This is a genomic window from Catellatospora tritici, from assembly GCF_019083965.1.
GTDB classification, from domain to species: Bacteria; Actinomycetota; Actinomycetes; order Mycobacteriales; family Micromonosporaceae; genus Catellatospora; species Catellatospora tritici.
The window spans coordinates 23,811-45,114 of record NZ_JAHRCY010000028.1; the positions used below are offsets into that span (position 1 = coordinate 23,811).

The window sequence follows — 21,304 nt, forward strand, 5'->3', positions numbered from 1 at the left end:
GCCGCCGCGATCGCCGCCATCGACGCCAGGCCTGGACACCGGTGCGCCACCCCGGCGCGGCCCTCGACAATCACGGGCGATAACTCGGACAAATTGTCCGTTATCCCTGCTTGTCATGCCATTAGTGTTACAGAGGCAATTTGTCGGTTTCACATTTCCGTCGTCAACTGTTTCCGCACTGCCGCGTCGTCGCGGCCGGACCGAGGGAGGTCACCCGAAATGGCGATGCCCATTCGCGATCTTGTCCAGGACCGGTTGGCGCTCTTCGTCCACGACGCCGACACCGGCGCACCAATCCGCAAGGTCCCCATCTATGCCGAGGTCGTCGTCGGCCCGGCTGCGGAGAAGCCGCGGCTGGGCTGTGACGCGATGCGAAAGTTTGAGCGGCGGGCGCCGGAGCAGGCGGCGGTCGTCGAGCAGGAGCTGATGGCCCGCGTCTCCCCTGCGTGGGCGAGCGGGCTTTGCGACCGCCTCATCGCGATGATCCGCGGTGAACTGAGCGACAGTGGCTTTCAGGTGGATGCTGTCGTTGACGACGCATTTCGCCAGGCGGCGCGGGACGCGGTCGATCGGGCCGTGCATGAGTTCAAGGGTCAGCACGTCAAGCCGGTCAGCGACGTTCCGACAACGCGTTACCCCCTTGGTGTGTTGGCGACCGACCACGTCGGTTTCGTCTCTTTCGATCTGGCCAGGCTGAGTCTTCGAGACGTCGTGCCACGCGAAACGCACGACCGGATGCAGGTTGAGATCCTCGCCTACCCGATGTTGTTGGAGCAGCGAGTGGTCCGGGTGCTCGATCAGCGTCGCATCGCGCCGGATGCCGTGGTGGGCAAGCTCGGGGTCCCGCTGGGCGACGCCGGCGTACTGCAGCAGTTCGCGCTTGATCTTCCGGCCATGCAGAACCCGGGGCTCGTGGATTGGCGGCTGTCGCCTGGTTCGTTCGCCGCGGTCCCGCAGACGCTCGTGGGCGCGGACGGCTGCGAATCGCTGACTCCGGCCAACTTCGCGATCAGTCGGTTCCATCTGCGTCAGGTGGTGCGACTTCCAGTGCACGTGCCGAACACGACGTTCGCGGCGGCGCGCGTGCACGAGTTCGCGGTCTCCCTGATTCCGATCGGCCACTCCCTCGGTCGGGTGCAGTACAGCCTGCCCTTGGCGCCGGGTGAGAGCGTGCGTTTCGCGATCATCGACTGGCGGCGCGAAGATTCCGCGGTGCGCACCGAGAGCAAGCAGGTCACCGAGGACCTGCTGCACGCCCAGTCGCACGACCGGATGCTGACCGAGACCGTCAGCGCGGCGATCGACGAGTGGCAGCGCGGCGGCTCGGTCATGGGCGGGCTTGCCGGCGGCGCCGGGGCGTCGAAGGGCGGGGTGGTCGGTGGGGGGATGTTGTCGATCGGCGGGGGTTACGCCACTTCTTCCGGCAGCCGGGACCTGGTCGGCGAGACGTCGCAGAAGATCACTGACGCCGTCCATCAGGCCAGTTCCTCTATTCGTGAGCAGCACGCCACGGTGGTTGTTCAGACCGACGAACACGAGCGACAAGACATTGAGACCCGCGCCATCGTCAACTACAACCGAGGGCACAGCCTGACCGTCCTGTATTACGAGGTGCTCCAACACTTCCGGGTCGTCACCGAACTGACCAGGCGGTATCAGGCAGTGCTGCTGCCGCGTCCTCAGTGGAACTTTGACGACGACACCTTGCTCCTCGACAAACGCTTCGCCTTGGAGGGCGCGCTCCTGGAGTCAGGACTCGCTGGGGCGTTCGACTCGCTCGTCCGGATCGATAAGGTTCGGTCAGAGCGGAAACGGAATCCGCCGCAGACGATCACATCGGACGCTGAAGGAGACCTGACGTTCACGCGATTCCGCACCTTCTTCGAAGTCGGCGGCGAGGAGACGCCGAACGAACTCACGCTCTCCGTCCGGAAGAAGGACAAAGCCATTGTCCCACTGATGTATGGCGGATCGACCAACTACAACAAGGATTCACAGTTCAACCACGAGAGTATCACTTTTCAGATCGAGAGCGACTCCATCGAGCCCCCGATCGCGTGGAAGGACATCGACTGTTTCATCTTCCGCAAGGGTTCGGGCTCGATCATGGTCAAGGTCATCAACATAGCCATTACCGGCATCGGTCCATCCGGCGAGCGCATCGTTCATGCTCACGTGCCGGGCGCGATCTATACGTTGGACAACGACGGAGATCAGCACATGCTGAGCGCGGCGGCACCGCCTCCGCCGCCCAAGACGGTGGCGGCACCCACCTTCGATCAGCAAGTGGCACCCGACGACTTCGCGAGCCGAGAGCGTCTCATCTCCCACCTCAAGCGCGAGTCCGACTACTACACCCGGGTCCTCGACCTCAGCACGAACCCCAACTGGTACGCGCGCACGTTCGAGACCGAGGACTTCGCTCCGGGAACACTCAAGATCGATGTGGTGGCGCCCACTCCCCTTGAGGTCCTCGGCAACAATATTGCCTTTCCGTTGCTCGACCAGAAGGACCTCGAGCCGCTCGACGATGATCCCCGCACCGAGACGCTGATATCACTGCCCACACGAGGACTCTTCGCGGAAGCGAAGCTCGGACACTGCAACGTCGCCGAGGAGATCAAGGAGACGCGGTTCTGGCGCTGGGACGAGCACCCGTTGCCATTCCTGGCATCGGACATCGCAGCCGTGCAGCCGATTCAGCCGAAGGTGGTCGAACGTGATCTCACCTCGAGCGACCTGCCTACTCCGGCAGCCACCGTGCAGGAACCAGTCGCCCTGCCCGCCCCGACCGGGCTGGCTGCCGCACTCACCGCGCTTGCCACGCCGAACATCTTCCGCGACATGTCCGTCAGTGACGAGGTCGGCGCTCTCCTCGACGACCTCGTCAAGGGAAGTGTGTCGATGGCCCAGGCGGCCACGAAGGCGCAGGAGATTCAGTCAAAGATGGACACCGATCTGGATAGGCAGAAGCGCGACCAGGTCGTGCGGCTCGCAGAGGCGGAAGCCGGCGTCCGCCGAAGCGAAGCCGAAGCCCGTCGTGCCGAGACCGAAGCCCGTCGCGAGAAGCAGCAGCAGGTCACCCCAGCCCAAGCCGCGCACGCGATCGAGGTGGCCGAGAGTCAAGCGCGCAAAGGCAACCTGACGAAGGACGAGCTTAAGGAGGTGGCCCAGACTCAGGTCTCGAACATGCGGGGATCCAAGCCAGTGACTCCAGCCGCGCCGTTGAAGTTGAAGTTCGCCTTCCGCTACTCGATCAGTCACCAAGTATTTGAAGGCGCATTCCAGGTGACGATCGACGTACCCGGAAAGCTCGAGATGGCGGACATCACGACCAGCAGGGGCGTAGCCGAAATGGACATCGGCAGGCTCCCTGTGGGCGAGTACGCCGTAACCCTCGTCGGCACACGAACACGTCCACCGGACCTGGCCCCGGCCTCGGTCACCGTTCCGGCGCTGGGAGAGATGCCTACGTTCGACGTCACGCTGAACAAGCACCTCAACAACCCGGCAACCCAGATCAGCGGCAATGGGAAGTTGAAGGTCACGACTCAGGGACAGCTCCCGGTCCTTGAGGTCGTGGTGACGGAGAGTGCGACCGAGGCGACCAAGGAGATCGAGTTCAAAGCCCAGGATACGGCGCAGAAGGAGGTCGGTGGCGCGTTCAACGCGGCCGTTGACTTGAAGGACGTAGTGACCATCGGCAGCACGGCGGAGGTCAAGGCAGTCACGGGCAGCGGGATCGAGCAGGGCAAGAAGTACACCATCAAGATCCCGATCACGTATCTCTCAGGCGGCCTCACGATCAACTGACCCTTGTGGATCGCGGCGTTCCGCGGCGCCTGTAGCGGCCGCGAAATGCCACGATCCGCGTTCGTAGCTGCAGCTAGGGGGCTGTTGCGTTTAGCGTTGGCATGATCGCGGGCACACACGAGCGGTGAAGTCCTCGCCCGTTCGCGTTCGTGGCTGCCTCCGGGGTCGGCGTTCGCCGGGTTCCGGTTCCCGCCGGACGTGATCGTGGTGGCGGTGCGGTGGTACCTGCGCTACGGCCTGTCCTACCGCGATGTCGAGGAGCTGTTGGTCGAGCGCGGCGTCGAGGTCGACCATGTCACGGTCTACCGCCGGGTGCAGCGGTTCACGCTCCTGCGGGCCGAGGCGGCACGATTCTGCAGGCACTCGTCAGGTGACCGGTGGTTCGTCGACGAGACCTACGTCAAGGTCGGCGGGGTGTGGCGGTACGGGTACCGGGCCGTCGACCAGCACGGGCAGGCGATCGACGTGCTCGTGTCCGCACGCCGTGACGCCGCGGCGGCCCGCAGGTTTTCCGCCGGGCGCTGTCGAGGTTCAAGGCCCCGACCGAGGTGGTCACCGACGGGGTCTGTTGCGTAGAGCGATGGCATGGGCGAGGCAGACTCGATCGGTGGAGTCTTCTCGTCGGCCAGGTGCGCCTCTACCCGCGAACTCAGCCTTCGCCGGGTTCCGGTTCCCGCCGGAGGTGATCGTGGTTGCCGTCCGGTGGTACCTGCGGTTCAACCTTTCATATCGCGACGTAGAGGAACTGCTGGTCGAGCGCGGCGTCGAGGTCGATCACGTAACCGTCTACCGGTGGGTGCAGCGGTTCACGCCCTTGCTGGCCGAGGCCGCGCGGCCATGCCGGCACTCGCCCGGTGACCGCTGGTTCGTTGATGAGACTTACGTCAAAGTCGGCGGTGTGTGGCGGTACGTGTACCGGGCCGTTGACCAGCACGGGCAGGTTATCGACGTGCTCGTGTCCGTGCGCCGTGACGCCGCCGCGGCACACAAATTCTTCCGCTGTGCACTGGCGACGTTTCAGGCCCCGACCGAGGTGGTCACCGACGCCGCCGCGGTCTACCCGGCAGTGCTGGAGGAACTCGTCCCGTCAGCGTGGCATCATGTCGAACGCTACGCCAACAACCCCATCGAGGCCGACCACAGTCAGCTCAAACGGCGGCTCAGACCAATGCGCGGGCTACGTACCGACAAGACCGCACAGCTCGTCATCGCCGGACATGCCTTCATCCAGAACCTGCGCCGTGGACATTACGAACTCACCACCGACGCGACGCCGGCCCGGCGGGTTGCTGCCGCGTTCGCCGAACTCACCCAAGCGATCTGACTCGAGGCTGCAACGACAATCCAGGCTGCCGGGCGGTCCGCCAATGCAACAACACCCGGCACACTCAGCGGCCACCGCCTGCAGCAGGGTCGTCATACCGATCCCCGCCTCACCCTCGACCAGTACGCGACACCCCGTCGACCGGCCGTCGGCGGACACGCCATCCGCGCTGACCGTCGGGGCGTCTGATGCGGTACGCCAGGCGACCGCACGGCCCCCGCGTAAGATCCGGATCGCTGGCTGTCATGTCGAGGCGCTGCGTTCTGCGTGTTCGGATAGAGCTCGGGCGGCGGCGAGGCCGGTTGGGCTTCCCTTCGCCTTGAACAGGTGGACGGCGGTGCTGATGGCGTCGCGGGCTGTCGAGTCCTGGCCGGCCGCGTGGTGAATCTCGGCGAGCGTCAGATGAAGGTCGGCACGATGGTTGAGGAAGTCGGTCCCGTCGATGTTCGTGGCGGCTTTGCGGGCTAGGTCGTTGGCTTGCGGTATGGCCTGGCGGTGCACCCGGATTCTGGCGCGTATCGCGTCCCACCATGCTGTCCGGACGATGTCTTGGCTGAATGTTCGGTGTGCGAATGCGGCAAGGGTTTCCTCGGCCGCATCGAAGCGGTGTTGCCGGCAGAGCAGACGGCATAAAAGGATCGCGTGGGCGGTGTCGGCTTCGTCGCCCCCCTTGGCGGCGCCGAGTTCCAGGCCCTGGCGGGCATGCTGTTCGGCGCTTTCGAGGTTCCCGGCGGCGAGTTCGACTCTGGCCCTGGCCAGTGCAAGGAACAGCGGGGGCCGGATTGCGCCGCGTTCGCGCACATTTACTTCGGCCTGGTCCAGGAGTTCGCGTGCGTGGTCGAATTGGGCGGTGATGGCGAGCAGGACTGCGAGTTCAAACATGACCCCGGGTTCGACCATCCCGCGGTGATTGAGGAGTTTTCGGCATTGGGCGATTGCTGTCTGGGCTGGTGCCGGACCTTCAAGAAGCACGGTGGCCAGGCCCCAGGCGACTGTTGCATCTCTGGGGCTGGCCGGTGTGCGAAGGGCGTGCCGGTTGGCATGCCGATAGGCGGCGGCGGCTTTGCTGAGTTGGCCGGCCATCTCCCGGTGGAATGCGATCATGATCCATGCGTCGGCCAGGCCTTCATCATCCTGTACCGTCGTCAGCGGCTCGATCGCCCTGGTAGCGGTCTGCAGCATGTGTTCCGGGCCGCCGTCGGCGGGCCCAAAGGCGCGAATAAGTGTCAGTTCAAGGCGGGCACGCCATTGGGTTGCGGTGTCACCCAGCTCCTGGGCACGATCAGCCGCCTCGAGCAGAACGGCGACCGCCTCGGTGATCCTGCCGGACGCCCGCAGCGGACGTGCGGCGTCGATGAGAAGTCCCACTCGCTCCTTGTGGTCATGTGGCATCACGCGAAGCGCCCGGGTGAGAAGGCTGGACGCGCCGCGCAGGTCGGCGCCGTGGAAGGCCCGCCGGCCCGCCGCTCGGAGGTGGGTGGCGGCCTGTGCGCCAACTCTGCGGACATGGTCGTCGCGGGCACCCACTGTTTGCAGGTTGTCGTGGGCCTGCTCAAAGTGGTAGCCGGTCGTTTCATCCGATGGCGCCCGATCGGTCGGCGCGACGGTTGCCAGCCACTGTCCGTACCGTTCGTGCAGGCGGGCGCGTGTTTGCGGTTCGATGGCGAGGTAGGCAGCGCGCTGGATCAGTTCATGGCGGAACCGGTATCCGTGGCTGGTTGGTTGCAGAAGCTGGTGCTGGGTAAGGGTTTGACAGAGGCTGTCTACGGCGGGCCGGGCGTGGGCAGGCATCAGTGTTTGGACGCCTTCGATCGTGAACTCCCGGCCGGCGACGGCGGCGCATCGGATAACGGTTTGCTCGCCGGGGCCGAGTGCGGAGATACGGTAAGCCAGCAGGGTGCGCACGGCGGCCGGGACCGGCCGCGCACTTGCCGTGCCGTCCGCGGCCCATGCGATGAGCTGCAAGGCGAACAGCGGGTTGCCGCCCGCGGCTGAAGCCAGTTCGGCGGCTATGTCCGGCCCGGTTTCCGGCAAGGCGTCCAGGACCAGGTGCAGGATCTCGTCGGGTGCCAGGTGGCGCAGATTGATCACCTCCGCCTGGTGGCCGAACGATGGCCGGATCTCGGCAAGTTCGGGTCGGGCGAGGCACAGCAGCATCACGGCCGAGCGGACGCCGGCTGGGATTGACGCGATGAGATCCAGCAATGCGGGCTGCGCCCAGTGGATATCCTCGAGTACCAGCAGGACTGGCCGCCTCATCGCGAATGCGGAAAGCAGCCGTGTCACTGTTGATCCGATCATCGGGTCGGCGGCCGGATCGCGGCCACTGAGCGACGCCTCCAGCTGGCCGACAAGATGCTGCGGGGCTTCGACCTGTGCCGCAGCCTGCACAAGCAACTGATACAACGGAAAGTATGCGGTGTCGGTTTGGGGCTCACATCCGATGGTGAACACCGTGAACCGCTCACCAGCCCCGGCTATGAACTCTTGAGCCAGTCGAGATTTACCGATACCCGGCTCACCGATGACGGTGATCATGGCCGGTTGCCGGTGCGCATCCACGGCATCCAGAGTCGTGCGTAGGCAGGCTAGGTCGGCCTCGCGTCCGGCGAAACCCGCACCGCTCCTGTCCGCCGCGCGTCCGACCTTGCCGGGAATGGTCCGGGCAGGTGCTCGCATGCGCGGCGGTGCAACGACTTGCACGTCCTGCCGCAGGATGGCCAGGTGCAGGTCGCGCAACGCCGGCCCAGGCTCGACACCAAGCTCGGTGGCCATGAGCTGATGGGCCTGCCGGTAGGTGTCGAGTGCCTCGCTTTGCCGGCCTGCCCGATACAGGCACACCATCAGATTGCCCCAAAGCCGCTCCCGCAACGGGTATTGGCGCACCAGGCTCTGCAGCTCGCTGAGCTGCAGAGCGTGGCCACCCGCCGCCAGCTCCGCCTCGATCGCGTCCTCCAACGCCGCCACCCGCAGCTCCTCCAGCGCGGCAATCTCGGACTGGGCGAACGATTCGTAGCAAAATTCAGCCAGCGCCGGGCCGCGCCACAACCGCAGCGCCTGCCGCAACACTGCAGACCTGGCAACGGGATCGCTTAACCCAGAAGCCTGACCCACCAATGCGCGGAACCGTCCAGAGTCGACCTCATACGGGCCTGCCAGCACATACCCAGCCGGAACGGTCTGCACCACCGTCGTCCCCAAGGCTTGGCGAAGCCGCGAGACATGCCCGTGCAGAACCGTCGCCGCCGTACGCGGTGGCTGCCCGGCCCACAACAGATCCGTCAGTGTGTCCACCGGCAGCGCCACTCCGGCATGCACGATCAAGGCACCCAACAGCGACCGCGCACGCCCGGACGGAACCGGCAGCCTTTCGGCGGTGCGATCAACCGTCAACGGACCGAGCACCCCGAACTGCAGCATCACCACCCCAACGGCCCTGCCGCTCGCTTCGAGATCGAAAACGCACTGACACCACCCTGCATAAGGCCAGCGCCTGCCTTTAGTCAACCGTTAGCCGCATCCCCGACGCTGACTTTCGAGCCGCATCGGCGAACACGGCCGCGCGGAAGCAGTGGTCCGTCGTGAGCGCCGGCCCGGGGCTGTTGACAACACCTACGCATAGGAGAGGGAGATGAGAAGAACAGGCGCGTCAATGGGCGCTGCTGCGATCGCGTGCGCATTCGCGGCGGTTGCCATCACGACTACGGATCCCGCCGCAGCGGCGGCACCGGCTGCCTCGGTCGTCACGCAGGAGACCGCGATCGCTCGCGCCGAGGTGGCGCTGAAAACAAGGCGCGAGGCGTTGGCCGCCACAGAGGAGGACGAGTTCCACGTGGTCCGCACGATCGTGGACCCGGACGGCGCCTCGCATGTGCGGTATGCGCGTACGTATCAGGGTCTGCGGGTTTACGGCGGTGACACCGTCGTGCACAACCGGCCGGATGGCAGTTACGCCGACAGTTCGGTCGGCTTGGCCGGGCCGCTGCGGTTGGACGTCCGGCCCGTCATCGCCGAATGGGATGCGGCGGAGATCGCGAGCCGCCACTTTCGCGGCAGGGTGGACACGGTCGGCGATCCGGTGCTGGTGGTCGAGGCCGCCGACGGCTTCGGCCGACTTGCCTACGAGACGATGGTCTCCGGCACCGGCGTTGACGGGCAGATGCCGTCGGTGCTGCACGTGTTCGTCGACGCGATCACCGGTGAGGTGATCCGGTCCAGCGACGAGATCGAGCCGATCATCTTCGTACCCGTGGACGGCACGGGTAACACCGTGTACTCCGGCACGGTCACGCTGCATGCGACGTACACCGACCTGTACGTCGGTACGGGAGCCCGGCTGATCGACTCGCAAGCCGGTGGCGGCAGAACCTGCGACATGGGAAACGGCACAGGCAAATGTTCGGACCCCCTGCTCGGCCAGGACGGCGTCTGGGGCGACCGCACCGTCGCCGACAGACTGTCGGCGGCCGCGGACGCTCACTACGGCGCCGCGACCGCCTACGACTACTTCAAGAACGTGCACGGACACGTCGGGATCTTCGGCGACGGCAGCGGCGCACTGAGCCGGACGCACTTCGGCACCAACGTCTCCAACGCCTTCTGGAATGGGCCGGCCAGGACCATGACCTTCGGCGACGGGGAGAACAACCAGCATCCGTTCGTCACCGTCGACGTTGTCGGTCACGAGATGACCCATGGCGTCACCGACGCTCTCGCCGGGCTGATCTACTCCGGCGAGTCGGGTGGTCTCAACGAGGCGACCAGTGACATCTTCGGCACCGCGATCGAGTTCTACGCGGCCAACGCCAACGACCCGGGTGACTACGAAATCGGCGAGAAGATCGACAACTACGGCACCGGCGGTGCCATTCGTTACATGTACAACCCGTGGCAAGGCGGCTTTTCCTTAAACTGCTGGGACACCTCGGCTGCCAATATCGACGTACATCAGTCGTCGGGACCCGCCGACCACTTCTTCTTCAACCTGGCCGAAGGCAGCGGCGAAACCCCGTACGGCAACTCACGCCTGTGCGGGAACGCGCCGCCGGTGACCGGCATCGGCCGAGACGCCGCCGAGCGGATCTGGTTCAGGGCGCTCAACGTGTACTTCACCTCCAACACCAGCTATGTCAACCCCGCCAACCCAGCCAACACCGCACGGGCCTACACCCTCAAGGCGGCGGCCGATCTGTACGGAAAATGCTCCCCCCAGGTCAAGGCCGTACACGCCGCCTGGGTGGCGGTCAACGTGCCCGGCAGCATCCACTGCTTCAACTTTCAAGTCGACCTCGACCATCTCGTGTTCCTGGTAGGCGAGTCCGGTACCGTGCCGATCCAGACCTACACCGACCCGGACACCGAGCCCGTCACCCTGGTGTTCTCCGCTACGGGACTCCCGGAGGGAACGCAGGCCACCTTCGAACCAAAGGAGGTGCGGGCAGGCGAAAAACTGGCAATGATCATCCAAATCCCGGCATTCGCACGACCAGGCTCGTACCAGATCACAGTGACGGCAACGAGCAAAGATGGCCCGCTGTCCGCCACGCTCCCGCTGACGATCGTCGACCGCCGGTAGGAGGGGAGGAGGTCCGTTCGTCAGCGCTCGCCGAGACTAAAACCCGGTCCGGGTTGTCACCAGCGGCCATGTGCCCGCGACAACCCGGACCGCCAGTTCGACATGCCGGCACTCGGGCGGCAGGAAGGCTGGGCACAAAGGGGCCGGGCGGCCAACGCGGTAAGCCGGCGACCGGGGTCGCGCGGCGGTGCGGTCAGTGACGAACCGCGGCGGCTTGGGGGTGAGCCTGACCTGCCCTGTCATGGCCGAGCGCGTCAGCGGCTGGAACGGCCCGGACGCACGGTCCGCTCTGGCCGGTGCAGCAGCAGCGAGTTGTGCACCACGCCGCGGCCCCTGCCGATGTCCCCGCAGTGACCGGGGAACGCGCCCCAGGTGGCGCGGGCGGCCAAGTCGTCGACGCTGACCGCCGTCGTCACGGCCGTCCAGTCCTTGCAGTACCTGATCCGGGACCCGTTCGGCACCGCGTTATCGATACCGCATCATCACCCGCGCTGAACGCGTTGGTGGTTTTCCTCGACCAAAATTGATCATCATCGCCTGCCTGCCGCCGAGTGGCACAACCCCGGTTGTCAACCCCAGCCCACCGGAAAGACGATGTTGGGACACGTTCATCAGTCGAGCCGATCGATGGCGGCGGCGACCAGGCTGTCGCAGCCGACGATCTCGCGGATCTGGCGCACATTCGGACTGCAGCGCTTACGGGCGAATCGCGAACCAGCGATGGGCTTGAGCGTGGCGAGCGGCCGCGGCGTCGTGCACAACTCACTGCTGCTGCACCGCCCGGAACGGACCGTCGTCTACGGACCGTTCCGGCCCGCGCCCCGATCGATCATGACCGGCCAGTTCAGCCTCACCCCGAAACCGCCGTGGTTCGTCACCAACCGCACCGCCGCGACAACCGGACGGCGGCTGACCGAGTTCGCCGCCCGGCCTCGCTGGACCGCACTGCCCGCCATCTTCGCCTCTGCACTGCGGGGATAGCCGAGCGGGCTCCAGGCCGGCGTGCAAGGCCCCATCGTGCTGGCTGGGCACTCCTACGGCGGGGCCGTCATGTCGAGCGCCGCCGCGGGTGATCCGGACGTGAAAGCCCTGGTCTACGTAACAGCGCTGGCACCGGATGTCGGGGAGAGCACGGCGGAGTTGGTCAACAAGTTCCCCGGCAACACGCTGGGGGCGAACCTGCAGTCGGTGCCGTTCCCGCTGCCCGGCGGAGGCGAGGGAACCGACCTGTACGTCAAGCGTGAGGCGTTCCGGGAGCACTTCGCGGCCGACGTCCCTGCACCGACCGCGGCCTTGATGGCGGTCACGCAGCGTCCGGCCGCCACTGCCGCGCTGGAGGGCAAGGCGACCGAGGCGGCCTGGAAGGTCATTCCGTCATGGGCGCTGCTGGCCACCGATGACAAGGCGATTCCGCTGGCCGCCCAGAAGTTCATGGCAGAACGTGCCAAGTCCAAGACCGTGGAAGTCAAGGCATCCCATGCCGTCCCGGTCTCCCAGCCCGGCGCGGTCGCCGACCTCATCATCGAAGCCGCCAACGCTACCAAGTAGGCCTGGCCAGGGGCGGCGCCGATCGTATCCAAGAGGCCGTCATCCGGTACGGCTCGCATTGCGAAGCTCCCGCAGAAGCGCGAAGCCGCAACTGCGGGAGCTTCGGCATGTTCTGCGGCGCTGGGGACTCACGCGCTTGCTGTCCGGCAGGTCGGCGCGATCGTGTCGCAGGGCGGCGCTGCGGACAGCACAGTTGTGGTCAGGGTGACGCCGGCAGGTACCGCCACCGCCCCGAAGGCGGACGCGGATGGAGATCGCGGCACCTTTGAACGGCACCAGCCCGGCTTGACCCAGGCGCCTGATGAGACACGGCCGTCGGAGCCTGGCTTTCAGAGGTGTATGACATCGCCGGCCTTACTGCTGCGTGAGGCGGAAGATCGGCCAGCCGATCTCGGTGCGCCATCGGCTGGGTTGGTCGGTGTCTCGCGGGCCGACGAGATACGTCTCGTGGACCGGCCCGTCGACGGTGAGGGCGTGCTCGGCCGCCCAGGCGCCGAGGCGGCCGTAGGTGACGTCGATGTCGTCGTGCGGCCCGTGGTGGACGGCCACGGCCAGGTCGGCCGGCGCGAGCTCGACGACCTCGATCCGGCCGTACGCGCGCGGGTCACGGACCGGTCGGAACACGGACACGTCACCGGCACCGTGGGTGAACAGCTCGTTGGCGTAACGCCCACCGGGCGGTCCCGTGCGCTGGGCCGACGGGAAGGCCGCATCCAGCTCGGCCATGGCCACGTCATACCACGCGATCACACCGTCGAGCGTGACGTGCCCGTTTACGGCGGCGACGAGACGGCCTGGCACTGACCGCATTTCGACCTGCAGATCCTGCGGGTCGGGACGAAGCAGCCGCTTCAGCGACACGACGGCGGCCCGGGTACGGGCCAGTTCGCCCTCCAGGCGCCGCAGATGATCCGTGATCAGCTGGGCACGGTCCTGCGGATCGCTGGCAAGTATGGACTTGACCTCGGCCAGCGGGACATCGAGTTCGCGAAGCCGGTGGATGACCTGGGCGGGCGGGATCTGTTCTGCCGTGTAGTAGCGGTAGCCGGTGAACCGGTCGACCTCAGCCGGCTCGAGCAGCCCGGCCTCGTGGTAGCGGCGCAACGTCCGCACGCTCAGGTGAGTTACCGTCGCGAACTCCCCGATCGTCATCGCCGTCCGCACGCCCCCAGTCTGCTCCCACGCTCCAGGGAGTCGCCAGTTGACCCTCTCCCCGCGGGAGACCTGACAGTGGTGACATGACAACGGACTGGAGCCGGGCCACGCCGATCGCCTCAGCGGCATTGCCGGCCGAATTCGCCACCTACCTCGACGCACATCCGGTTCGCGACGTCGATGCGGCCGTCGCGTGTACACCCAGGACGCCGTGGAGACCGACGACAGGCACACCTACTGTGGTCTGGAGGAGATCCGGACCTGGCTGGGCCGTTCAGCGAGCGAGTACACGTTCACCACCGAACTCACCGGTGCCAGCAGGGTCGACGAGACGCGTGCCGAAGGGCATTTCGGCACCGTCGACGTGCTGGTGAACAACGCGGGCCGGGCTGGTACGGGAACACCGCCTGCTCTAGCGGGCCAAACGGTCCAGCAGCTCGCCGAGCAGCGCGTGTTCGCCAGGGGTGAGGTCGGCCCGGTCGTTGTCGACCAGCGCACGCAACGTCAGTGCGGCGTTCGCACGGGTCGCGGGGGTGTCGGCGCAGGGCGTGTGCAGGACTCCGGCCAGCGCGGCCTCGCGGACGCGTTCGGACAGCGCGAAGTCCGGCTCCGGCTGGCTGATCAAGGTGAGCGTGATGCCAACGTTGGCGGCGAGCACCTGTTCGGCGGCGTCGTCCGCTGGCACCTTGAGCAGGCCCTGGGCGGCGGCGCCGGTGAACCGGTCGCGCAATGCGGCGTGCGCGGGAGCGGTGACGGCGCAGGGCTTGCCCGGCTCGGCGCGGCCGTAAAGCAGCCCGTAGAACGACGGGTGCTCCAGCCCGAACCGCACGTGCCTGTCCCAGCCCGTGCGCAGGTCGTCCAGCGGGTCGCCAGAGCTCTCGACCGCCGTGTATTGGGTGAAGCCGTGGTTCACCACGGCGTCAATCAGGCCCTGCTTGCTGCCGAAGTGGTGGTACAGCGTCGGGGCCTGCACCCCGGCGCTTTCGCACACCGCCCTCGTGGACACCGTGCCGCCGCCCTCCAGCAACTTCGCCGCTGCGAGCAGGAGTCGATCCCGTGCGTTCTGCATGCGTGCTATGGTAACCCATATAGCGCTACACTGGTTTCTATAGCGAAAGGAGAAGTCCATGAAGACTTGGTTCATCACTGGTGGGACGCCCGGAGGGTTCGGGCTGGTCTATGCCGAGGCTGCGCTGGAACAGGGCGATCAGGTGGCAGTGACAGCGCGTCGGCCCTCTGAGCTGCAGGAATGGACTGAACCGTACGGCGACCGTGTGCTGGTGCTCCAGCTCGATGTCACCGATGCTGACCAGGTGCGGGCGGCGGTCAAGACGGCAGAGGAGCGGTTCGGTGGGATCGACGTGCTCGTCAATAATGCGGGCCGTGGCTGGTTCGGCTCGGTAGAGGGGGCACCTGACGAGGCGATCCGCCGCACGTTCGACCTCAACCTGTTCGCCGTGGTCGAGGTGATGCGCGCGGTCCTGCCGGGTATGCGGGCACGCGGCGGCGGCTGGATCGTCAACATGTCGTCGGTGGCAGGCCTCGTCGGCGCACAGGGGTTCGGCTACTACGCGGCGGCGAAGTTCGCGCTGGAAGGGCTGTCGGAGACACTGCGCCAAGAAGTTGAGCCGTTCGGTGTGCGCGTGCTCCTCGTTGAGCCGGGAGCGTTCCGCACCAAGGCCTTCGCCAGCTTCCAGAACGAGGCTGTCAACGAGACCGTCGACGCCTACGTGCCGATGGTGGAGGGCGTCAAGGCGGCGTTCGTCGACCACGACGGCAAGCAAGCGGGTGACCCTCAACGCGGAGTGCGGGCCGTGATCAGTGCGATGAACGCACCCGTTCCGCCGCATCGGATCGTGCTCGGCAACTCTGGTTACGACGTCGTTGTTGCGATGCACGAGAACGCACTGGCGGAGCTGCGCGCGAACGAAGAGCTCTCGCGCAGTGCGGACTTCTGAGCCTGTTGCCAGAGGTTGTGTTCTGGACTCGCGGGAGTTGACCTTGCCGCGAACGTGTGGAGCCTAGTCGGGTGGGATTGAGTTACCACACACCAACCGAACCGATTAAGCCTTCGCAAGTAGGCACCTTGTGCATGTCTATGTCGACTTCACCCATAGTGGGCACCTCGAGTCGGTCATCGCATCTGCGCAGCCCGTGGCGGTTCGCCGCCCGCAGCGTCATCGTGCTGACCAGGTGCTGCAGGGATGCGCCGGGACGCGCCCGCGTCCTGGCGGCCGAGAAACCGGAGAGCAAAATGGACTACATCAATCTGCCCAAGGCTGTCGAGAATTTCATCGCGGCCACCAACGCGCACGACGCGAACGCGCTGGCCGCGGTCTTCGGCGACGGGGCCACCGTGCGCGATGACGGAGCGACCTACGCCGGCGAGGCCGAGATCCGCGAGTGGATCCAGGTGCACCTGATCAACCCCAAGATCGTGATCACGCCGACCTCGTTCGCGGGCGACCGGCTGGTGGCCTCCGGGGACGGTGAGTTCCCCGGCGGGCCTCTGTCCTTCGCGTTCGTGTTCGGCATCAAGGACGACCAGATCACCGACCTCGTGATCGACCCCGTCTGATTCGTCACCGGCCGGGGCGGCCTGAGGGCTGCCCCGGCCACGAACCGGGGGAGCAGCCATGGCACCACGGACCAACCATTCAACCCGACAGTGAGGTCGTGTTCGCCGCGTGCGCGGACCGCGGCGTCGCCGTCGAGATCAACTCACGGCCGGCCCCGCCCAAGCGGCTGCTGCGGCTGGCCGTCGAGGCAGGCTGCCAGTTCGCCATCGACTCCGACGCCCACTACAGCGTCCAGCAGGTACCGGACACGACCAGTCCTGTCCTCGCCCTCGCGGCGCTCGCCTCAGCACAACGCGCAGCCGGGTTCACTGACGACGCATCCAGGACCGATTCACCGGGCGGACCAACATGCCGCTGCGGCCGGACAACATCACCGACCGCTTCAACAAGCTGTCGGCTGCGGCGGGTGTGCGGGTGCTCGGACCGCACCAGGTCCGGCACATGCTGGCGTGGTCAAGACAGCGGGCGACTCAGGCGATCCGTCGCACCGAACGATGCCGATAGCGGTTGAATTGTTCGACCCGGAGAAGCAGGTGCCGAGGGCCTGAACTCGATCTTCCAACAAGTTCTGCGGCCAATCGACTCCACGATCGGTTAATGCAACAGCGCCGGTCCACTTACCGGCGACCAGCCGTCGATGCCAGGTCAGTACCGTCGCCGGGGTCACCAGCCGCCAGGCCTTCAACGGACTGGGCAGCAGCCGGATCAACGCCGCGAGCACGGCACGATCAGGCCAGGACAAGCGTGGCCTCGGATGCTGCCTGCGCAGGATCACGACCTCGTGGCGCAGAACGAGGATCTCGGCGTTCTTCGCGGCCGTGGTCCGCGTGAGCAGCACGAGCCAGCCAAGCACCCGGCAGAAGATCAGGTACAGCAGGCGAGGCGACACAGTGCACCATCATCCCCGAGCGAACCATCGCGTCGCCGCTGGTCAAGGCCACACCGGAATATTGAGCCCCTACACGGCTATTCGGACACCTGCCAGATCATTACCTGCTTGTCGGTGCTTCCGCTAGCCATGGTGCGGCCGTCCGGGCTGAACGCCACCGCCGCCACGGTGTTGGTGTGGTCGGTGAGGGTGGCCAGGAGGCGGCGCGCCGCCGGTACTGTCACGTCCCATACCAGGATCCGATAGTCGTTGCTGCTGGTGGCCATGGTGTGGCCGTCCGGGCTGAACGCCACCGCCACCACGCCGCTGGTGTGGTCGGTGAGGGCGGCCACGAGGCGGGGTGCCGCCGGTGTCGTGACGTCCCAGACCAGGACCCGCTTGTCGCCACCGCCGGTGGCCATGGTGTGGCCGTCCGGGCTGAACGCCACCGCTCGCACGCCGCTGGTGTGGGCGGTGATGGTGGCCAGGAGGTGGGGTGCCGCCGGTGCCGTGACGTCCCAGACCAGAACCCGCAAGTCGCCGCCGCCGCCGCCGGTGGCCATGGTCCGGCCATCCGGGCTGAACGCCACCGCGGCTACGGCGAGGGTGTGGTCGGTGAGGGTGGCCATGAGGCGGGGTGCCGCCGGTGCCGTCACGTCCCAGACCAGGATCCGCTTGTCGCCGCCGCCGGTGGCCATGGTGCGGCCGTCCGGGCTGAACGCCACCGCTGCTACGGCGTTGGTGTGGGCGGTGAGGGTGGCCAGGAGGTGGGGTGCCGCCGGTGCCGTCACGTCCCAGACCAGGACCCGCTTGTCGCCGCCGCCGGTGACCATGGTGCGGCCGTCCGGGCTGAACGCCACCGCTGCTACGGCGTTGGTGTGGGCGGTGAGGGTGGCCAGGAGGTGGGGTGCCGCCGGTGCCGTCACGTCCCAGAGCAGGACCCGCATGTCATGGCTGCCGGTGACCATGGTGCGGCCGTCCGGGCTGAACGCCAACGCCCACACGTAGCTGGTGTTGGTGAGGGTCGCTAGGCGGCGAGGCGGGAGCAGGACCGCACTGCGGCGGTCGGGTACGCCCCGGTCATACATCGTGATGGCGTCGTTGTGCTGGCGGGTGAGGGTCGCGGCATCGACAGCCACAACCACCGGTGCGGCTTTGGCGACGGTCTGGCCGCTGCGCAGGCGGCCGACGAACGCGGCTGGTGGCATCCGGTCGCCGGTGACGTCCTCGTATTGCAGGTTCGCCAGGCGGAAGAACCGCTCCCCGCCCAGCAGCAGCGGAAAGATCGGCTTGCCGCGTAGATCGGCCTGGTCGATCTCCCGGTCCACCCACTCCGACGCCCGCGCCGCCGGGGACATCACCACGACGAACGCGGCACACGAGTCGATCTGACGCTCGATCACCTGACTCCACCGGTCACCCGTGATGAGCTGCCGGTCGAACCACACCACCACACCGGCATCCATCAGATGGGCCGCCAACCGCTCCACATACCCGCCGTCTGAGGCGTGGCTGTAGCTGATGAACACGTGACCGGACACACGAGCAAACTACCGACCGCCGTCGACCTCGGGGTACAGGCCGGAAGGGCAGGAATTCCCAAGATCCGGGGCATGGGCGGGGGCGTCACGGGACGATACTGCGTTGTAGCAGGCCGCAGGCACGAAACCTACTGGTCTTGAAGACCGATAGCGGCCAGGCTAATCGTTGGACACGTCCACACCAATACCCGCTTGTCGCCGCTACCGGTGGCCATGGTCTTGCCGTCCGGACTGAACGCCACCGCATACACGTTACCAGTGTGGTCGGTGAGGGTTCCGGGCCCATGAATAATGTATCTGTCCAGCCTTCGCCTGAACATCCACAATGGCGATCGATCCTCCGCTCGCTGTCACCGCAGCGGTGATCTGGTCTGAGTATTGATGATCAATGCGACGAAGGGAACTGAGCTGAAAATGGAGTACCTGTGGATCACTCTGGAGGCTCAAGCCGAGGCGAGTGGTGACCTAACCCAGGAACTAAGGATGTGGCTCGAGTTGGAGTTCTCAGTCCGCTCGGGCTACGCGGCGGGCGGGCCCTGGTTCACCAACCCGCATTTCCTCATGCTCACCGCAGCGTCTACAGCCGAGAAGCAACGAGCAATACGCGTACTCGAAGTATGGACGCAACGTACTCCGAAACAAACCCAGACCCACGTGAGTGCCGAGCTTCCGTTCGGCGGGTTTGAGTTACGGGAATCCGACGGCTGGAACCGCGTGTGGGACGACCCGCAGCGCAGGCGCGAACAACTGGCGATCGACCTCTCATATCTGCCCGCGTCCGAGGATGCGACGGCGTCAGAGCGATTCCACGTATATCTGGACAGTAGTAGCGTCTGGAATGCCCAGCAGGTATTCGCCGCAGCAGATCGCCTCGCGTCGATCATCGGATACGGCTTCGTAGAGACGCTCGACATCGATCGCGGCTCGTTCTACCGACGTGCCCGAGCGGTGCTGCGCAGGGGCATGTCGGCCGAGCAGGTCGAAGAGGCGGTCGAGAAGATCGCCCACGTGGCCAGTCTCAAGTACGACCGCGAACAGGCGGAGTATGACGCGACTGTCAGCGCGGCCGTCGCCAGTCTGATCGGGGCCTTCGGGGATAGCAACGCCGCGTTACACCTAGGTGCACTGCTCATTCTCAAGTACGAGGTCGATGGCGTGCCGACAATCATTGCAAGGTCACTCTCCATGACCGAGATGCGGGTGTTGGCCGCTGATCCAGACATTATCCGGCTTCCCCACAAGGCGCTTGAAGCGTTGCGGCTTGCGGTCGAGGTCAACGCCACACGGGAACTGTCGTAAGCCCGGGTGGCCTGCGATCGGTCGTGTTCGCTGGCCACCCGGTCCCGGGTACTGACCCGACCCGACACCCTCGTACGGGCGGGCTGCGGTCTTCCTGGTGCGAAGTTGTTCGCCAAAGCTTGATCACAAGTTTAGGACCGACTCTGACGATCTCGTGTCGCCAGTCGCTGACATTTCCATATCGCTCAACAAAGATCAGGTATCGCGATAGATGCGGTAGACCTCCGGGTGCTGATGCCCCTATGTTTGTCAAGCTGTTCGTGCTGATGCAGAGCTTGGATGGATCTGTCGGATCAGGTGGTAGATCTCGCGGGCGATGTACCGCTTGAGGCGTCGGACGGCTTCGCGGCGTGACTTGCCTTGGGTGGTGCGTCGGTCGAGGTAGTCGCGGGTCTGTTGATCGGTGCGTGTTCGGGTCAGGGCGATGCGGTAGAGGGCGGCGTTGGCGCGGCGGTCGCCGCCGCGGTTGAGGCGGCGTCGGCGGGTCTTGCCGGACGATGCTTCGATCGGGCTGACGCCGCACAGGGCGGGGATGGATGCTTCGCTGGTCATCCGGTCGGGGTTGTCGCCGGCGGTGATGAGCAGGGCGGCGGCGCTGTCGGGGCCGATGCCGTGGCGTTGCAGCAGGTGTGGGGTGTATGCGTCGATGACCGCGGTGATCTGTTGTTGCAGTTCGCGCTCCTGGTCGGTGAGCTCTTGGATGCGTCTGGCCAGGTGCCGCAGGGTGTAGGTGGTGGCGGTGGCCACGTCGTGTGGTGGGGTGTCGGGCAGGCCGGCGCAGTGACGGATCAGCGCGCTGCCGTTCAGGCCGGTCAAGGTGTCGCGTAGTGCCGGGTCGGCGCCCACGATGACGGCCTTGAGCTGGTTGACCGCCTGGGTGCGGGCCTTGACCGCGGATGCTCTGGCCAGCTTGAACATGCGTAGCATCTCCACCGGCCCGTCACCGGTCTTGGCTGTGGAGGTGGCACGTGTGGACAGGACTGCGTGGGCGGCGGCGGTGGCGTCGACGGTGTCGGTCTTGCCGTGGCGGCGTCGGGCGGCCCGGTCGGGTCGGTTGACCTCCACGACGGTGATGTCGTGGCGGCGCAGGTGTCGGGTCAGGGCCGCGCCGTAGGATCCGGTTCCCTCCACTCCCGCGCGATGCAGCATGCCGAAGCTGCGTGCCCAGGCCAGCAGTTGTCGGTAGCCGGTGGCGGTGGTCGGGAACTCCGCACTGGCCAACGCGACGCCCTGGACAGTGATGACCGCCGCGACGTGGGCGTCTTTATGGGTGTCGACACCGAGGAGGATCTCCTCGGCGCCGGCGCCGGCGCCGGTCTGGCCGGCCTCGGGTGTGTGCTGCATGCTGGACATCGACTGTTCGTCTCCTGATCGGCTCGGGTGGCGGATGGCCGTGGCCGGGCCGGTAGGGCGGTCAGAACTGTGACGGTGCCCTTGTTGCAGCAAGGCCCCTATCGGGACACGCCCCACTGGCCTGGCGACAGATTGCGCTCCCTGGACCGGGTCGACAGATCAGCATGAAGGCATCGAGCGAGCCAGTTGCGTTACGGGTCAGACCGCAGCCCGGGGAGTACGGCTCTACACTTCCAGAGCCGCAACCTG

At 66.3% G+C, this 21,304-nt stretch carries 15 protein-coding genes and 3 pseudogenes; 10 read left to right on the plus strand and 8 right to left on the minus strand.

The annotated features are described in order from the left end of the window. The first annotated feature begins 219 nt into the window (after nucleotides 1-219). The 3 genes and pseudogenes from KUA19_RS37005 to KUA19_RS37015 all read left to right on the plus strand — a co-directional run bounded on the left by KUA19_RS37005 (nucleotide 220) and on the right by KUA19_RS37015 (nucleotide 5,137). The gene (locus tag KUA19_RS37005; RefSeq protein ID WP_217403755.1) at nucleotides 220-3,813 is read left to right on the plus strand and encodes a cell envelope integrity TolA family protein; all 3,594 of its coding nucleotides are present in this window, start codon (nucleotides 220-222) and stop codon (nucleotides 3,811-3,813) included. Nucleotides 3,814-3,966: 153 nt separating this feature from the next. Continuing rightward, a pseudogene (locus tag KUA19_RS37010) lies at nucleotides 3,967-4,373 on the plus strand (IS6 family transposase); the annotation flags it as partial. A 47-nt stretch (nucleotides 4,374-4,420) separates the two neighbouring features. Next, nucleotides 4,421-5,137: an IS6 family transposase gene (locus tag KUA19_RS37015; protein ID WP_217403757.1), complete on the plus strand. Its 717-nt coding sequence runs from the start codon at nucleotides 4,421-4,423 to the stop codon at nucleotides 5,135-5,137. Nucleotides 5,138-5,380: 243 nt separating this feature from the next. On the opposite strand, the gene KUA19_RS37020 is transcribed toward KUA19_RS37015, so the two are convergent. Further along, a complete protein-coding gene (locus KUA19_RS37020; protein WP_254550732.1) occupies nucleotides 5,381-8,557 on the minus strand; it encodes an ATP-binding protein in 3,177 nt (1,058 codons plus the stop codon). 211 nt (nucleotides 8,558-8,768) lie between these two features. Between KUA19_RS37020 and KUA19_RS37025 the strand changes: the two genes are divergently transcribed. After that, entirely contained in the window at nucleotides 8,769-10,712 is a 1,944-nt protein-coding gene (locus KUA19_RS37025; protein WP_217403761.1) for a M4 family metallopeptidase, read from the plus strand. Nucleotides 10,713-10,966: 254 nt separating this feature from the next. Here the strand turns inward: KUA19_RS37025 and KUA19_RS37030 are convergent, their stop codons facing one another. After that, the gene (locus tag KUA19_RS37030) at nucleotides 10,967-11,173 is read right to left on the minus strand and encodes a hypothetical protein (RefSeq protein WP_217403763.1); all 207 of its coding nucleotides are present in this window, start codon (nucleotides 11,171-11,173) and stop codon (nucleotides 10,967-10,969) included. Nucleotides 11,174-11,339: 166 nt separating this feature from the next. Between KUA19_RS37030 and KUA19_RS37035 the strand changes: the two genes are divergently transcribed. Continuing rightward, the gene (locus KUA19_RS37035) at nucleotides 11,340-11,693 is read left to right on the plus strand and encodes a hypothetical protein (protein WP_217403765.1); all 354 of its coding nucleotides are present in this window, start codon (nucleotides 11,340-11,342) and stop codon (nucleotides 11,691-11,693) included. Nucleotides 11,694-11,714: 21 nt separating this feature from the next. Next, nucleotides 11,715-12,260: an alpha/beta hydrolase gene (locus tag KUA19_RS37040; RefSeq protein WP_372451992.1), complete on the plus strand. Its 546-nt coding sequence runs from the start codon at nucleotides 11,715-11,717 to the stop codon at nucleotides 12,258-12,260. Between the two features lie 354 nt (nucleotides 12,261-12,614). Here the strand turns inward: KUA19_RS37040 and KUA19_RS37045 are convergent, their stop codons facing one another. Beyond that, nucleotides 12,615-13,424 (minus strand): MerR family transcriptional regulator, encoded by an 810-nt coding sequence (locus KUA19_RS37045; RefSeq protein ID WP_217403769.1) that lies wholly within the window; start codon nucleotides 13,422-13,424, stop codon nucleotides 12,615-12,617. Between the two features lie 403 nt (nucleotides 13,425-13,827). After that, complete coding sequence (locus KUA19_RS37050; RefSeq protein WP_217403771.1) at nucleotides 13,828-14,484, minus strand: TetR/AcrR family transcriptional regulator; 657 nt, start codon at nucleotides 14,482-14,484, stop codon at nucleotides 13,828-13,830. Between the two features lie 58 nt (nucleotides 14,485-14,542). Between KUA19_RS37050 and KUA19_RS37055 the strand changes: the two genes are divergently transcribed. The 3 genes and pseudogenes from KUA19_RS37055 to KUA19_RS37065 form a co-directional block, all read left to right on the plus strand. Then, complete coding sequence (locus tag KUA19_RS37055) at nucleotides 14,543-15,373, plus strand: SDR family NAD(P)-dependent oxidoreductase (protein WP_217403773.1); 831 nt, start codon at nucleotides 14,543-14,545, stop codon at nucleotides 15,371-15,373. 296 nt (nucleotides 15,374-15,669) lie between these two features. Then, nucleotides 15,670-15,993, plus strand: a complete 324-nt coding sequence (locus KUA19_RS37060; protein ID WP_217403775.1) for a nuclear transport factor 2 family protein — start codon at nucleotides 15,670-15,672, stop codon at nucleotides 15,991-15,993. Nucleotides 15,994-16,079: 86 nt separating this feature from the next. Continuing rightward, nucleotides 16,080-16,217: pseudogene (locus KUA19_RS37065) on the plus strand (PHP domain-containing protein); the annotation flags it as partial. Between the two features lie 387 nt (nucleotides 16,218-16,604). Here the strand turns inward: KUA19_RS37065 and KUA19_RS44790 are convergent. The 3 genes and pseudogenes from KUA19_RS44790 to KUA19_RS45125 form a co-directional block, all read right to left on the minus strand. Beyond that, nucleotides 16,605-16,883, minus strand: a pseudogene (locus tag KUA19_RS44790) (integrase catalytic region); the annotation flags it as partial. A gap of 77 nt (nucleotides 16,884-16,960) precedes the next feature. Further along, a complete protein-coding gene (locus tag KUA19_RS37075) occupies nucleotides 16,961-18,403 on the minus strand; it encodes a toll/interleukin-1 receptor domain-containing protein (RefSeq protein WP_217403777.1) in 1,443 nt (480 codons plus the stop codon). Between the two features lie 128 nt (nucleotides 18,404-18,531). Beyond that, complete coding sequence (locus KUA19_RS45125; RefSeq protein ID WP_372451994.1) at nucleotides 18,532-18,723, minus strand: WD40 repeat domain-containing protein; 192 nt, start codon at nucleotides 18,721-18,723, stop codon at nucleotides 18,532-18,534. Nucleotides 18,724-18,784: 61 nt separating this feature from the next. Between KUA19_RS45125 and KUA19_RS37085 the strand changes: the two genes are divergently transcribed. Beyond that, the gene (locus KUA19_RS37085) at nucleotides 18,785-19,702 is read left to right on the plus strand and encodes a hypothetical protein (protein WP_217403781.1); all 918 of its coding nucleotides are present in this window, start codon (nucleotides 18,785-18,787) and stop codon (nucleotides 19,700-19,702) included. Between the two features lie 249 nt (nucleotides 19,703-19,951). Here KUA19_RS37085 and KUA19_RS37090 read toward each other — a convergent pair whose 3' ends face one another. After that, on the minus strand, nucleotides 19,952-21,055 hold the full coding sequence (locus tag KUA19_RS37090) for an IS110 family RNA-guided transposase (RefSeq protein ID WP_372451995.1): 1,104 nt from the start codon (nucleotides 21,053-21,055) through the stop codon (nucleotides 19,952-19,954). Nucleotides 21,056-21,304: the final 249 nt, after the last annotated feature.

What these genes read in the sequence shown, in the direction of transcription:
- KUA19_RS37005 (WP_217403755.1), top strand. Translation starts at nt 220, where the DNA reads ATGGCGATGCCCATTCGCGATCTTGTCCAGGACCGGTTGGCGCTCTTC.
- KUA19_RS37085 (WP_217403781.1), top strand. Translation starts at nt 18,785, where the DNA reads ATGATCAATGCGACGAAGGGAACTGAGCTGAAAATGGAGTACCTGTGG.
- KUA19_RS37050 (WP_217403771.1), bottom strand. Translation starts at nt 14,484, where the DNA reads ATGCAGAACGCACGGGATCGACTCCTGCTCGCAGCGGCGAAGTTGCTG.
- KUA19_RS37090 (WP_372451995.1), bottom strand. Translation starts at nt 21,055, where the DNA reads ATGTCCAGCATGCAGCACACACCCGAGGCCGGCCAGACCGGCGCCGGC.
- KUA19_RS37060 (WP_217403775.1), top strand. Translation starts at nt 15,670, where the DNA reads ATGGACTACATCAATCTGCCCAAGGCTGTCGAGAATTTCATCGCGGCC.
- KUA19_RS37025 (WP_217403761.1), top strand. Translation starts at nt 8,769, where the DNA reads ATGAGAAGAACAGGCGCGTCAATGGGCGCTGCTGCGATCGCGTGCGCA.
- KUA19_RS37055 (WP_217403773.1), top strand. Translation starts at nt 14,543, where the DNA reads ATGAAGACTTGGTTCATCACTGGTGGGACGCCCGGAGGGTTCGGGCTG.
- KUA19_RS37035 (WP_217403765.1), top strand. Translation starts at nt 11,340, where the DNA reads ATGGCGGCGGCGACCAGGCTGTCGCAGCCGACGATCTCGCGGATCTGG.
- KUA19_RS45125 (WP_372451994.1), bottom strand. Translation starts at nt 18,723, where the DNA reads ATGTTCAGGCGAAGGCTGGACAGATACATTATTCATGGGCCCGGAACC.
- KUA19_RS37020 (WP_254550732.1), bottom strand. Translation starts at nt 8,557, where the DNA reads ATGCTGCAGTTCGGGGTGCTCGGTCCGTTGACGGTTGATCGCACCGCC.